Below are 12,756 nucleotides of genomic sequence, written 5' to 3' on the forward strand. Positions count from 1 at the left end.
CGTGCAAGTACTGTTATCCTTAGGGTCAACATTGACGTTGAGCAGTATGCAAGCGGAAGACTATATAAATGGGAGAAGCCCGGCATAGGAGGGCTCCGGCGGACTAGGACGCGGAAGAATATCGGCGCAGGCACGACTGAAGATATGTAATAAAGGTAGTAAGCCGATTTCAGGCACCGGTATTTGGGGAAGCAATAGTTGATAATGGCGCGCCTCCAGATAACTGATGAGCCAGTAAAATTCCTGGCTGCGAGACTTGGTGAAGATCATGCGCCAATCTTTAAACTCGCGGCGGGCGCTGGTACCACGGCACAGTAGCTGCACATGATGGTGGCGTGGGTCACACTCGATGCGGGCGAAGAGGCGGTCAACTTCGGCGGGGCTGCCTTCTATTACCTGTACGAAGTGGCCTTCATCGTAGCACAGCAGACCGGTGATATTGTGGCGCTTATTATAGGCGCGAGACTCCTCTAGCAGGTCGGCCAGTTGTTCGTCATAGAGGGGCCGAATTGCGGCGCTACAGTAAAGTAGATAATCTATTGCTTGGCCGGAGAGTGGAACTTGCTCTAAGGAAAGAGGTAGTCGTACCAGAGCGACAGCCCATTCCAGCGCCCGCTGTGATAAGGAGAAAGAAAAGGGCATCATAGCGGCAGTACGGCGCGCAACGGGAGAGGTTAACGATGTTTTAACACGAGAACTCCACCTATAACAAGATGATGGTTAAATGAATATCTAATAAATATTCTGTAAGAGCAGCTTATTTTCTTCAATGATACTGCCTACCTATTCCTAACCAGGATTTACTACCAAAATAGTAGGACAGCGACGTAGCCACTCGTAAGCGGAAGCTACATCTTGAAAGATGGCCACTGCGGGGCAGGTTACCCGGGAAAGCATTCGCTGCATGGTCGAGAGGTTATGGCGGCTCTCGTTGTACACCCAGGCAAAATGGGCAACGCCCTGCGCCGCTAGGTAATTAAAGTAGCCCTCCATCGCCCACGGTGCATCGGCTGGCCACTCCCCCACAAAGCCACTATGGTCGCTCAAGACCTTGGTGTAGGGGCGCCCGCGCATGCAAATACAGATGGACTCGATGGCCTGTTGCATAGAGGACTCATTGTACCGACCTAGCCACCGAGTATAGAGCCATTTGCGGACGGCATCGTGGTACACCTCTAGGTTGGGGGTAGTTAGCAGGCAACACAAATCTTCCATACCCCCTATACCTACTAGCGGATAATAGGTTATTCTTCAGTTTATTACCAATCACCTAAGCATAAGGCATAAAAGGAAATCCCTGTAATGAGTGGGGCTTTTGCTACTAGCTTGAGGCAGGTGGCCTTACCGCAGGCGGCGAGGCAAATCGACGGGGCAGTGCCGTAGCCAGTCGTAGGCCCCTGCTACCTCGTCGAAGAGGCCGACTAGTGGCTGGGGCATGTCGCGTACCACTCTCTCCATGGCCATAACGTCGTCATACTCGAAGGAGTGAACCCAGGCAACGTACTTCACCCCGTGCGTAGCCAGGCGCTCGAAGTTGTGCTGCACGACGGAGGGAATAGCCGCTTGCCAGTTCCCGAGCAACATGCTGTGGTCGCTGAGCAGTTTTAGGCAGGGATGCGTAGTTAGGCTGGTGAAGATATGCTCGGCCGCAACGCGCACAGTCTCCTTATCATGCAGGCCCATCCACTGCACGTAAAGCCACTGATTGGTCATATCATAAGATACTGTCAGGCTGGGGGTAGCCAGTAAGCAGCAGAGATTTTCCATTATAAATGTGTTTATCGACTAGCAAGCTAAACACTAATAAGACAATTGGGAGCCCATGCTATATAGTATAGGGATGAGGTAACTTAATAGGCTGTATCCAGCAAAAAGCCCCGTGGTGAGCGGGGCTTTTCTTCAAATTTATAGACTTGTGCACAGCAATGTAGCCGCTGCAGAGCAGCCTTACTAGACCTGATAGCGGTGAGGGTGCAACGTACTAGTGGGGACGGAGGGTAACGGGGCACCCATGCCTCCATGCGCTGTGTAAAAGGAACCCATTGCTTGTTGTAGGGCGATCCGGTCGTGCAAACCCACCGTAGCAAAGACATCTTCGCTGGTCAGGGGGGCTTCCGATGCGCTCAGCCAGCAGGCCTCAATACCGAGGGGATGCTCGATAAAGAGGGGGGTGCCATCCATAGCCAAATGGTCATACTGGTAACGCCATGCCTGGTCGAAGCGCATGTGCTGGCCCCGGGGGGTACGAGTGGTGGGGGCAAAGCCAAGGCTTCGCAGGTAGGTATCGGTCATGGCTGTAGAGTAAGATATAATTTATTTACTCCCAGCCACTTACCCACGTTATAATGCTACCCTTGTTCGCAGCATAGTCCTATTGCTTTAGCTGATGGCTAAGATAGCCTCTTTGGTGAGGATGCGCGCCGGTGTCTGTTCGATGAAAGTGATGATGCGGGCGGTATGCGCGAGTTTGGTGCGGGTTACATTCATGATGCCTTGCAATAGTTCGGGAATTGCCAGCAAGCGCGTTTTCAGACCGCTGGCAGGTTCCTGCGACAAGTCGTGTAGTAGTTTCATGCATCTCCTGAAAGCGTTGCAGTTCCGCTTCTGATTCGCCGTGCCGCAGTAGGCACAGCACTGAGGCAATCCAATGCAGCCAGCGCAACGCCGGCAACGCCTCTTCGGGCAGCACGCGGGGCTGCCCCCAGATGAAGGCGATGTAAGCAGCACAGAGCAGCAGCCAGTGGAGATAGTCCATTAGCGGTGATAAAGCCATTGCGCCCTCCGTAAAATCTTTGCCAACCGCTGTGTTTAGTAGCTCATGGTTTCTTCACTGGCGGGATATTCGTGAAACTTAGCTCTTCGCAACTAAATAGCTAAGTGATAGTTGAAACGCTCGGTTGCGGTAAGCCGGACTATCCAAATCGTATGTGGTTGAAGCATTACCCAAGGTGTAGCGCTCGGTAGTGGCTACATTTCGCAGGCCCATACTATAGCTCACTTGTAGTAGAGCCCCACCTAGGCGGTAGCCTAAGCCCGCCTGCGCGCCCACATCGAGACGGCGCGAGTAAAACGTGTAGTCAGGCACCTGGGTAGCGACACCGATAGTCTGGGTGTGGACATCGGCGGCAGCGACGGCATTTTCCTGCTGCATGAAGCCCGTGCCAGGAAACTGATAATCGGTCACACTCTTCCCTCCTACTAGAAAGCTCACGTAAGGCCCGGCAGCAACCTGAAAGCCTTGGCCATCGGAGTGCTGGGTGTATGCCACTTGCAGCGGGATGGTCAGGTAGTGGAGACGGACATTGGTTTGGGTGCGGCCCCCAAAGCCGGAGTCATAGAAAGTAGGCTTGCTTATAAACCCTCGCTGGGCAAAAAGGACGGCCGGCTGTACGGCTACGTGGCCGAGCTGCAAGGCCCCCAGTAGGCCGGCGTCGAAGCCCCGGCGCGCGGCGGAGGGCGTCTCATCGGCAAAGTGCACCTTGGACACATTGCCCCCTAGGTAAGGTCCGAGGTGAAAGGTGGCCTGGGCCTGCGCTGTCCCGGCCAAGAAGGCGCCAGCTACGATGGCAATAAATTGTTTCATCAGGAGGCGGGAAAGAGGTGCGCCTGATGAGCCTCCGCCTAACGGAAAGGTTGCATCTCCTACTAGCAGGGTGTTCGGGGCTTGCTTGGGGGCACAGACATTTTCCGCTTGGTGCTTTCATAAACCAGCCCTCACCGAAAGCAGACTACAAGATTATTTTATTTGAGCGTATGTCTCAAACTGATTCATTCCGCACATCATACAAAATATATCTTACTGATTTACAACGTTAAATATCATATTATTCATAACTTTAACAAGATAAATTATTAACTTACCCGCTACTCATAGAGAAGTAGCAATGTCCCGTTTTACGTGCCTTTGTCCCTCCTAGGCAGCTTCACACAACCGTAGGTTTGGCTACGCTAACGCGCTACTACGACCTGTATCCCCTACCCCAGGTGATGCAGCTGCCCCCGTCACTCTCCCCTGGAATAAGGCCCCTTATTCCGCATTCCCTTTCCCACCCAACCCCCATGTCTTCCATGACAGTCAAGACCAACCGAGCCGCGCGGCCACTGGCCCTTTTCGGCACCCTACTTACCCTGCTCTTCTCTGCTTGCCAGAAGAAAGACGAGTTACCTACGCCAACCGCTTCAATTGATGCCGTGAAAGGCGATATGAGCACGAATGCGGTAGGTGTTACGGGCCCCAAAACCGTGTGCTACGTCGAAGTGAATAATTATAACTTCAATAACGTAGGCAAGTATTCGCTTTCTACTGGCGAGCCGCTCTTTGATATCGGTATCATTTTCGCGGCCAACATCAACTACAATACGTCTACGCAGAGAGCAACCCTGTTTTTTAACACCCAGGTTACTAATGTCCTCAACAACCGGGCGACGACTATCCAGCCGGTGCAGGCCAGAGGCATTAAGGTCTTATTGTCTATCCTAGGTAACCACCAGGGGGCCGGGGTCAGCAATTTCCCATCGCAGGCGGCGGCCCGCGAGTTTGCCCAGCTCTTAGCAAATGCAGTCAATACGTATGGGCTCGATGGCATCGACTTCGACGACGAGTATGCCGACTACGGCACAAATGGCACGGGCCAGCCCAACAGCTCTTCTTTCGTGTACTTAGTAAGCGCTTTGCGGGAATTGATGCCGAATAAGATTATCTCGTTCTACTACTATGGGCCAGCAGCCAGCCGCTTGTCCTACAATGGCGTAACGGTGGGCTCGAAGATAAACTACAGCTGGAACGCCGTGTATGGCACCTATTCGGCGCCGAATGTACCAGGCTTAGCCAAAGCCAACCTAGGGCCGGCAGCCGTTCAAATCACCGCCACCTCAGCCTCAACGGCCACCTCGTTTGCCACCCGCACCAAAACTGACGGCTACGGCGTGTACATGACTTACGACTTGCCTAATACTAACTCTAGCACCTATCTGTCAGGCATCTCCAATGCATTGTACGGAAAGTCTACTACGTATACTCCATAAGTTGCTGGCGGCAAACTATGCCACCTAGGTTAGAACAAAAAAGCCCCGTGATGAGCGAGGCTTTTTTTGTTGTCTCTCCCTTATTGGCGGGGGGTTCGGGCGTAGAGTGTCTTAGTGCTTATTGAGGAGTATAGCACTCGATTTTTACAGTCGCAGCCTCGCTGAAACAAACAGGTAGTTGGGGCAACTGAGGTATCTGTAAAACGGCTTTTCTAAAGGCGGCAGATATTGTAGCTAGTGTGGCCGCGACTTTCTTATAAGGACCATCCTAATGCTGCCAGTCAAACCTATTAGAACATAATCATTCCACACTGCCAGACTACCCAAATGGGGTAGTGGAATAGTACCTGCTAGTGCCCGGTGAGCCGCTACATGTCGTAGCACTTCAATCGGAGTTTCACCGTAGCCCGAAGTAGTGAATAAGCCGACTGCGCCCGTCACATCTTGGGCAAACCAGTCGAAATCCATCCCAAATAGGTTATCTACATCTTCGCGAGTAGGCTCCATACTAGCATCTTCTGCTCAGATAAATACTCGCAGAGGATACAACGCACAGCAATATAATAGGTCGGCAAGCCACCGCCACTCATCACCAAGCTATTCACTTGACAGCACACTTCTGATGCAAGGCATAAGCTACTAGCAGAGCGACCTTCCTTAGAAGGCTAACTATAAGTCATTCTACTAAAATTCAAACTATTAGCAACTTATGCAACCCATCGCTCTAAACCCCTGCATCCACTACCTCGAATGCGGCGAGGGGCTCAGCGAATACGGCCATTGCTGGCAGCGCTACTAGCCGCCAATGGCCCCGCGCAAGATGCGCCAAGTTCCTTACCGCTCACGCCGCAAACGCAATATCAACAGGATAGCAGCTAGACCAAATGCTATAAAAGGAAGCGTATTAGCTACCCCCGGTATCGGCTCGATAAAAAGGAGCACACATACTTCAAAAGTAGCTCATGGGGCCCCTACCATGCCCACCCGCTGTGTCGGCTGGCGAAATAGCTGACCACTTCGACCAGTTGCGCCTCGAAGCCACCTATCACTTCAACCAGATACTACACCTACAAAAACTGCTACTTCTTCTTAACAAGCAAGTAAATCACACCTATAACTACTAAAAAGTAGAAAATTATCTTGATAACTATCCCAATAATATTGAACCATGTATCCATAATATGCCCTACTTCACTTGCATGGGCCAAGTTTGGGAACCAAAGTAGCAGCAGTAGGAGCCACACTCTTACACGGTCTTTCATTTCGCTAAACTACTGCGGCATATCGCATTCCGAATCGATGCTAACCAGCCCGGAGTTGTCAAACGGTTGCGGGCTATTGTCCCTTAACGAAGACAAGCGTAGTGCGGACATCACTCGTTGTTGCTTCTGCACTGAAGGTGCTCTGCAGACGGTAGCCTTGCTGATACAGCTTTGCAAAGAGTTTCTGATAGCCTTGCCCTGACTTATCCAAACGTTCTCCAAACGCTCCGTTTTCAAAATCCAACTGCTCGCTTTTTCCGTCGGGGTGGGTGATACTCACATTAACACGTCGCACTCCTTCTGTGATTCGCACTACTGCTACTTCTGGCCCACTTGTTTGCGCATTTACTGGCTGTGAGGCTAATGCCACTAAGCACGCCCCTAGTAATATGAGTTTTTTCATAGCCGCTAATATATCCCCACCCCGCTTCTACAACTCGCCTAGGTGTTCAAGCATGGTACAGCCCTAGCCCAGCGTTGAAATGGGATACACGACACTAACCTATACTATTGCAAAGCCTACAGCCGTGAGGGCTTTATTGAGGTAAGTTTTGATGCCGGCTGGGAGCAGGCAGTAGTGTTGCGCAGCTTTGCGGGTAGTGAGCCATTGGAAGGTTAGGCGCAGGGAGTGCTGCTGCCAGAGTAAAGAAAGCCCCGACCTGACCGGCCGGGGCTTTTTTATTAACAGAGCTTGTAATGTTTAGGACAGTCAGGCGGTAATGCTTGCGGAGACCTAGTAAGGTTCTCCTCATAGTAAAGAAAAACCCTGTCTGTTTCAGGCAGGGCTTTTTATTGAGACCCAACTTAGTCGCCACCAAAGTGGCGCAGTTTGACGCTTGATTGACTAAAAGCAAAAATCCCGATGTAAATACTTGATTTACATCGGGATTTTAAACGCTTGCAGAGGAAGAGGGATTCGAACCCCCGGACCTGTTACAGTCTTCGGTTTTCAAGACCGACGCAATCGACCACTCTGCCATTCCTCTGGGTCGGGTTGCTGCGCTAGCGTAACCATAAAAAAGGCTTTTCCAGCGCCGAAAAAGCCTTTTGCAGAGAGGGGGGGATTCGAACCCCCGATACCGTTGCCGGTATAACGGATTTCGAATCCGTCGCATTCGACCACTCTGCCACCTCTCTAAGGGTCCCAAACGAGTGGTTGGGGCTGCAAAAGTAGAGAGCGATAGGGAATGAACAATAAGAAATGAGCGAGCAAGCCAAAAAAATGTGTTCTTGAAGCTGCTCATCGCTCATTGTCAACTACTAATTTTTTCGAGACGGCCAGTAGCAGCATCGATGCTTACGTTGACCTCAAAGCCAATAATGAGGGTCATACATACAAACTCAAGCCATACCATGAAGCCCACCAACGCCCCGATGGAGCCGTAGAACGTGTTGTAAGAGTTGAAGATGCGCACATAGAGCGTGAACAGAAACGACACCAGAAAGATGAGCAGCGTGGCTACCAGCGCCCCCACCGACACAAACGGCCACTTGTCGTGTACCGGCGGCACCACGTAGTAGATGACGCAGGTCGTGGTCAGAAAAAGCCCGATAAGCGAGCCGTAACGCAGCACCAGAGTCATGAACTCGGACGAGCTTTCAGGCACGATTTCGTAGAACACCAGCGCGTCGATGATGAAGGTGCCGAAGAAAATGCCCGCAATGGCCACCACCAGCAGCAGCGCTAGCACAAAGGTTAGCCCAGTAGCAATGAGGCGCTTGTGCAGGTAACCCCGATGCTTGAACCAGGGGTATTTCTTCTCAAATGCGTCGAGCAGGGCCATGATGCCGTTGCTGCTCAGCACCAGGGCCGACACAAACCCGAACGACAGCAGGCCACCGTGCGGAATGCGCACAATGTCCTCGATGGTAGTGGCCGTGGCGGCGTACAGCTCATGAGGCATGATGTCGGCCAAGAACTGCAGAATGTCCACGTCGAGGCTCGGCACCGGAATGTATGGGATGAGCGTGAACAGGAAGATGATGGTCGGAAATAGGGCCAGCGTGAGGTTGAAGGCCATGTAGGCGGCTCGCTTTTCCAGTGAGTCGAGCCGCAGCTCGTGCAGCACGCGCTCGCCTACGTCGTAGACCGAGATGCGGCCGCCGCGCAGGTGCTTGCGCTTGCCCCAAGCCATAAGGCTGCGATAAGCGCGGTGGCGGCGCACATCGGGCACGAAGGCGCGGCGGCGAGTGGGAGGAGCGAGCAAAAGGGTAGAGCTGTGAGTGAAAAGTTGGTTCCGTAAAGTGGAAAGGCTACTTGCCAAAAGCGGCCGGCGCAGGTGCCTCGCCAGGAGTAGCGCGGCCGGGGCCTAGGGGGCCCAGCACCTCGGCTTCGGAAAAATAGGGCGTTAGCTTTTCGCGCACACTATCGGGGATAGGCACGGGGCGGCCGTTGGTGGTGCTCACAAATACCATGAGCGTGTAGCCTTCGGTGAGCAGGTCGTTGGCTTCGTTACGGATTTCATACTCAAACTTGACCCGTGAGCCTTCGGCCAGCTCCTTGAGCATGACCCGGATGGTGAGCAGGTCGTCGTAGCGGGCGGGGCGGCGAAAGCGCGTGTGCAGCTCACCCACCGGCATGCCCACTCCCTGGGCTTCTAGGTCTTTGTAGCGAATGCCGAGCTGGCGAAACGACTCGGTGCGGGCCACTTCAAAATAGGCAGCATAATTGCCGTGGTAGACGTAGCCCATTTGGTCGGTTTCGGCGTAGCGAACGCGAAGTTGGATGTCAGCAGCGTACATAAGCGAGGAGGAAAGGCCAGCGAAAGCCAGAACAATTGACTAGGCAAGAATAACACGGCGGGCGCCAAATAGTGCGGCTCGGCGCTTTCACTGCTCGCCTAGGGCAGTAAAAAACCCCTTTGCTTGGTCAGGCAAAGGGGCTACGTAGCAGGCAGTTGGATACCGCGCTCACTCGCGCACCAGCCGGCGCACCAAGCTACCACTGGCACTCGCAATGCGTAGGGTATATACCCCCACGGCCAGCGCCCCGAGTCGCAGCTCGCCGCCCGTGGCACCTAGGGGCTGGCGTGCCACCTCCTGCCCCAGGGCATTAAGCACGCTGGCAGTCGCGGCCCCAAAGCCGGCCGGCAGCACTACCTGCACCGAGCCGGTGCTGGGGTTGGGATAAACCTGCCAGGCTGCGTCGGCGGCCGGGGCGGTGGCCAGTGGCCGAAGTGGCACGTAGGCGGCCGTGGCCGCGTCGGCGGCAGCCTGCAGCTCGGCCAGCGTGGGGGCGGCCAGCACGGCAAAGGCCACCGTGGCCGAGTCGCTGGGGGCTAGGCGGGGCACCTGCGTGCTTAGCACCTGCGATACATCGGTGCCCACCGAGTCGGCGCCGGCCGTGCGGTGGTCGCGGCCAAAGCCCCCGCTGAGAGCCAGGTATTTTTCGGCGGGGCTGAAGCCATTGCCCAAGTAAACTGGGGTGCCCTCGGCGGCGGTATTATCAATGGCATACACGCCCTTGGGGCCGCGGCCCAGCACCTGCACCCCGGCGTAGAGGCGGGTAGCCAGGGGGTCGTAGGTGTACCCTAGGTGCCGCACCGAGTCGTAGCGGGCCAGGTTGCGGCCGCTATCGCCCGGCAAATCCCAATCGGTAAAAAAGCCAGCGTAAAGCGGCTTGAGGGTATCAGCTGTCATATTTCTGATTGAATACTCCAGCACAATAAAATTGCGGCGGGCGGCGGGTGCCCCCCAGGCCAGGCCACGCTGACGCACTTGCACCCCCACCGAGCGCGGCGCCTCGGGCGAGGGCAGTGAGTCGCGGAAGGTGCTGTAGGCTTCTTGGTCAGCGCGAGGGCCAGCCAGCACCCGGCGGATGGGCACTTCGGTGTAAAACGACTCGCGCTGGGTGCCGGGAGCGGCGCGCAGGCGGTCGGATACCCGCGTTGGTGAGGTAGCCAGCAGCAGGCCACCTTCACTCAGCAGTGGACCCACAGTGCGGTAGCTCACTCCCAGGCCGCCTTGGTCGAAGCCGCCATCGTAGGCTAGGCTGCCGCGGCTGCTGAGGCTGGCCACGAGGTCGCCGGCATCGAGCTGCACAAAGTCGGGGTTGAGGCGCACGTCCAGGTACTGGTCGGTTTGGTAGCCGCCGGCGGCTGTGAGGCGGTAGCGCAGCGTGGCGGTAGTGTTCAGCGGCACGTCGTTGGCCACGGTTAGCTGAAAGGGCTGGTCGGCATTAGTGCGCTGGGCCAGAGCCGTGAGATTACCCACTGCAAAGCGCTCTTGCTGCACCGTGAGGTAAGGCGAAAGCGAGGTTACCGCAACTGTAAGTCCCGTTACCGGCTGCAACAGATTGCGCACCAAGATGGTTAATTGCACCTTCTCGCCAGGAGCGTAGCCCGCCGATTGGGCAGGCGCCAGGGTACTGGTTACCACGCGCGCCTCCCGGTAGCCTAGGGCTGCCACGGCCCGCGTCACGTTGAGGCGGCCCGTGCCGAGCTTACCGCGGTAAGAGGCATTGGCCGGCAGGCTATATATCGCCGTGTCGGCCGACTGCCGCAGTTGCGCCGCCACCTGCTCGGCCCGCAGCTGCGGGAAGCGCGAGCGCACCAGCGCCGCCGCCCCCGCCACCTGCGGCGAGGCTAGTGAGGTACCCGTTTCGTAGCCGTAATCAGTATCGGCATAGTAGCCCTTCGATGTCCAGATATCATTGGCGGGGGCGCTTAGGTCAATGCGATAGCCATAGGTAGCAAAACCCGACCTACCGTCACTCCAATCGGTGCCTGACACGGCCAGCACATGCTCATAGGAAGCCGGGTAAAAACGAAAGTCACCACTGGTGTTGCCCGAGGCTGCCACTAGTACTGCATCCTTATTGACAGCGGCGTAGGTGCACACATCTTGCTCAAAGCGTGAGTAGCCACCTAGGCTGCCCCACGACATGTTAATAACCTTGCAGCCGTGGTCGGCGGCGTACACAATAGCCTCATAGCCTGCAAACGAGCCAGTTTTGGTACCCGGAAATACCTGTACCGGCAAGAACTTACAGTTGAAGGCCACACCCGCCATTCCAATGCTATTGTCGGCTTGCCCCGCCAGTACACCACCTACTGTTGAGCCGTGGTTTGCACCGTCGTCGTTCGAGCTAGGGTCATTATTGCCATTGGCCATATCCCAGCCCCGAAAATTGTCTACGTAGCCATCAAGGTCATCATCTATGCCGTTGATGGGGTCGGCATAATTAAGCTTGATTTTGTTCTTCAGGTCGGTATGGGTCGGGCGGAGACCCGTGTCGGTGAGACCAATAACCACAGCAGTGTCGCCTTTAGTGAAATCCCAGGCGCGGTAGGCGCTGATGAGCTTCAAGTAAAATTGCCGGCCCGTTACCGAGTCGGCGTACAGGTCGTTGGGCTGGTAAAGCGGCTCGCGGATATACAACGGCTCAACGTACTCCACGGCGCCAGTGCCTAGCAGCACGGCCCGCGCTTTGGCGAGCGTAGCCTCGGCCGGCACCTCTACTTGGTAGATGCCACGCAGGTCTACACTACCAGGCAGTTCATGATTAGGAGCAGTAGCCCGGGGAAACTTCTGGCTCAGGCCAGTGGCTCCTAGGGTGCGTAGCGCGGCAGCCACGGCTGCAGGGGTAGTAGCATGCTTTAGCTTCAGCACTAGCCGCCCCGGTATGGTAGGTGGGCCGGCCAACACCGCCAACCGAGTTATCGCCAATAGGATGATAGTAAGAATATATTTCATAAGCAATTAATACTTAACCAGCAGAACTGTAAAGATAGCAGTATGAAGCCGGCAGCGCCAGTCCATTTGCCGGGCGCCTCTCCCCTACTCGGCCGGCCACTGCCTGGGTAGCCCAGCCTCGCGGGCCAGTGGCGCAGCGCCCGAGGCGTAGAGGCCACCTAGGACCGCATTTGCCGCGTCGGCCAGCTCCAGGTGGTAGTCGGCGTGCAGCTTGTTGGCTTGCTTGAGGGCTTCCTGGGTGCGGCGTACTAGGTGCTGCAGCAGCGGCTGCGTGGGGCCATGCAGGCGCGCCACCACCGTGGGCTGGTGCTGAAACACATTGGCCAGCAGCCGCAGGCTTAGCTCGACTTCGCCAAAGGCATCGTCGGTGATGCGGGCATGGTAGGCCAGCCGCGCTTGCAGCTGGCGCAGGATAACCAGCAGGTCATTGGGGGTTTGGTGGTAGCCGCGCACGGGGTCATCTACCTGCTGGCGCAGGGTAGTACGGCGGTTTTCTACACCGTCGGGGCCCTCGAGCAGGCGGTGGGCCAGCTGCTCGGTCAGTACGGCGTCTTGGGCCACGAGGCGGGCCAGCAATTGGTCTTTTTCTTTCTGAGGCAGGTCGAAGAGGGCGCGGCGCAGGTCGGGAGGCAGGGTGGGCATAGATGTGTAAGGATAATAGTATTGTCCTGCTCAGCTGGCGCCCGCTTGCGAAGCATCTCTGTCGCACCATCCAACGAGGCGGCAGAGATGCTTCGACAAGCGAACGCCAGCTGAGCAGGACAGCCGATTTTTA

The 12,756-nt window shown here is 55.7% G+C and carries 13 protein-coding genes and 2 tRNA genes; 2 read left to right on the plus strand and 13 right to left on the minus strand.

Annotated features, from left to right (window positions below):
- Nucleotides 1-60: 60 nt before the first annotated feature.
- From JAO77_RS19305 to JAO77_RS19330, 6 genes are all read right to left on the minus strand, one after another.
- Complete coding sequence (locus JAO77_RS19305; protein WP_198992074.1) at nt 61-645, minus strand: BLUF domain-containing protein; 585 nt, start codon at nt 643-645, stop codon at nt 61-63.
- 144 nt (nt 646-789) lie between these two features.
- The gene (locus JAO77_RS19310; RefSeq protein ID WP_198992075.1) at nt 790-1,215 is read right to left on the minus strand and encodes a hypothetical protein; all 426 of its coding nucleotides are present in this window, start codon (nt 1,213-1,215) and stop codon (nt 790-792) included.
- 126 nt (nt 1,216-1,341) lie between these two features.
- Entirely contained in the window at nt 1,342-1,713 is a 372-nt protein-coding gene (locus JAO77_RS19315) for a hypothetical protein (protein WP_213019435.1), read from the minus strand.
- Between the two features lie 237 nt (nt 1,714-1,950).
- Entirely contained in the window at nt 1,951-2,292 is a 342-nt protein-coding gene (locus tag JAO77_RS19320) for a hypothetical protein (protein WP_198992077.1), read from the minus strand.
- Between the two features lie 87 nt (nt 2,293-2,379).
- The gene (locus JAO77_RS19325; protein ID WP_198992078.1) at nt 2,380-2,574 is read right to left on the minus strand and encodes a hypothetical protein; all 195 of its coding nucleotides are present in this window, start codon (nt 2,572-2,574) and stop codon (nt 2,380-2,382) included.
- Nucleotides 2,575-2,851: 277 nt separating this feature from the next.
- A complete protein-coding gene (locus JAO77_RS19330; RefSeq protein WP_198992079.1) occupies nt 2,852-3,583 on the minus strand; it encodes a porin family protein in 732 nt (243 codons plus the stop codon).
- 476 nt (nt 3,584-4,059) lie between these two features.
- On the opposite strand from JAO77_RS19330, the gene JAO77_RS19335 reads away from it, so the two are divergent.
- Both JAO77_RS19335 and JAO77_RS19340 read left to right on the plus strand, forming a co-directional pair.
- The gene (locus JAO77_RS19335; protein WP_235998514.1) at nt 4,060-5,025 is read left to right on the plus strand and encodes an endo-beta-N-acetylglucosaminidase H; all 966 of its coding nucleotides are present in this window, start codon (nt 4,060-4,062) and stop codon (nt 5,023-5,025) included.
- A 962-nt stretch (nt 5,026-5,987) separates the two neighbouring features.
- Entirely contained in the window at nt 5,988-6,149 is a 162-nt protein-coding gene (locus JAO77_RS19340; RefSeq protein ID WP_198992080.1) for a hypothetical protein, read from the plus strand.
- 211 nt (nt 6,150-6,360) lie between these two features.
- On the opposite strand, the gene JAO77_RS19345 is transcribed toward JAO77_RS19340, so the two are convergent.
- The 7 genes from JAO77_RS19345 to JAO77_RS19375 form a co-directional block, all read right to left on the minus strand.
- Complete coding sequence (locus tag JAO77_RS19345) at nt 6,361-6,690, minus strand: hypothetical protein (RefSeq protein WP_198992081.1); 330 nt, start codon at nt 6,688-6,690, stop codon at nt 6,361-6,363.
- Nucleotides 6,691-7,188: 498 nt separating this feature from the next.
- Nucleotides 7,189-7,273 (minus strand) — tRNA-Ser (locus tag JAO77_RS19350).
- Between the two features lie 64 nt (nt 7,274-7,337).
- A tRNA-Ser gene (locus JAO77_RS19355) sits at nt 7,338-7,424 on the minus strand.
- A gap of 116 nt (nt 7,425-7,540) precedes the next feature.
- Nucleotides 7,541-8,494 carry a YihY/virulence factor BrkB family protein gene (locus tag JAO77_RS19360; RefSeq protein WP_235998515.1) on the minus strand — a complete coding sequence of 318 codons (954 nt, stop codon included), beginning with the start codon at nt 8,492-8,494 and terminating at the stop codon, nt 7,541-7,543.
- A 46-nt stretch (nt 8,495-8,540) separates the two neighbouring features.
- Entirely contained in the window at nt 8,541-9,029 is a 489-nt protein-coding gene (locus JAO77_RS19365) for an acyl-CoA thioesterase (RefSeq protein ID WP_198992082.1), read from the minus strand.
- 168 nt (nt 9,030-9,197) lie between these two features.
- A complete protein-coding gene (locus JAO77_RS19370; protein ID WP_198992083.1) occupies nt 9,198-11,981 on the minus strand; it encodes a S8 family peptidase in 2,784 nt (927 codons plus the stop codon).
- 84 nt (nt 11,982-12,065) lie between these two features.
- Nucleotides 12,066-12,623: a hypothetical protein gene (locus tag JAO77_RS19375; protein WP_198992084.1), complete on the minus strand. Its 558-nt coding sequence runs from the start codon at nt 12,621-12,623 to the stop codon at nt 12,066-12,068.
- Nucleotides 12,624-12,756 lie beyond the last annotated feature (133 nt).

The sequence above is a fragment of the Hymenobacter sp. BT559 genome (assembly GCF_016427535.1).
Taxonomy (GTDB): domain Bacteria; phylum Bacteroidota; class Bacteroidia; order Cytophagales; family Hymenobacteraceae; genus Hymenobacter.

What these genes read in the sequence shown, in the direction of transcription:
- JAO77_RS19305 (WP_198992074.1), bottom strand. Translation starts at nt 645, where the DNA reads ATGATGCCCTTTTCTTTCTCCTTATCACAGCGGGCGCTGGAATGGGCT.
- JAO77_RS19310 (WP_198992075.1), bottom strand. Translation starts at nt 1,215, where the DNA reads ATGGAAGATTTGTGTTGCCTGCTAACTACCCCCAACCTAGAGGTGTAC.
- JAO77_RS19315 (WP_213019435.1), bottom strand. Translation starts at nt 1,713, where the DNA reads ATGACCAATCAGTGGCTTTACGTGCAGTGGATGGGCCTGCATGATAAG.
- JAO77_RS19320 (WP_198992077.1), bottom strand. Translation starts at nt 2,292, where the DNA reads ATGACCGATACCTACCTGCGAAGCCTTGGCTTTGCCCCCACCACTCGT.
- JAO77_RS19325 (WP_198992078.1), bottom strand. Translation starts at nt 2,574, where the DNA reads ATGAAACTACTACACGACTTGTCGCAGGAACCTGCCAGCGGTCTGAAA.
- JAO77_RS19330 (WP_198992079.1), bottom strand. Translation starts at nt 3,583, where the DNA reads ATGAAACAATTTATTGCCATCGTAGCTGGCGCCTTCTTGGCCGGGACA.
- JAO77_RS19335 (WP_235998514.1), top strand. Translation starts at nt 4,060, where the DNA reads ATGTCTTCCATGACAGTCAAGACCAACCGAGCCGCGCGGCCACTGGCC.
- JAO77_RS19340 (WP_198992080.1), top strand. Translation starts at nt 5,988, where the DNA reads ATGGGGCCCCTACCATGCCCACCCGCTGTGTCGGCTGGCGAAATAGCT.
- JAO77_RS19345 (WP_198992081.1), bottom strand. Translation starts at nt 6,690, where the DNA reads ATGAAAAAACTCATATTACTAGGGGCGTGCTTAGTGGCATTAGCCTCA.
- JAO77_RS19365 (WP_198992082.1), bottom strand. Translation starts at nt 9,029, where the DNA reads ATGTACGCTGCTGACATCCAACTTCGCGTTCGCTACGCCGAAACCGAC.
- JAO77_RS19370 (WP_198992083.1), bottom strand. Translation starts at nt 11,981, where the DNA reads ATGAAATATATTCTTACTATCATCCTATTGGCGATAACTCGGTTGGCG.
- JAO77_RS19375 (WP_198992084.1), bottom strand. Translation starts at nt 12,623, where the DNA reads ATGCCCACCCTGCCTCCCGACCTGCGCCGCGCCCTCTTCGACCTGCCT.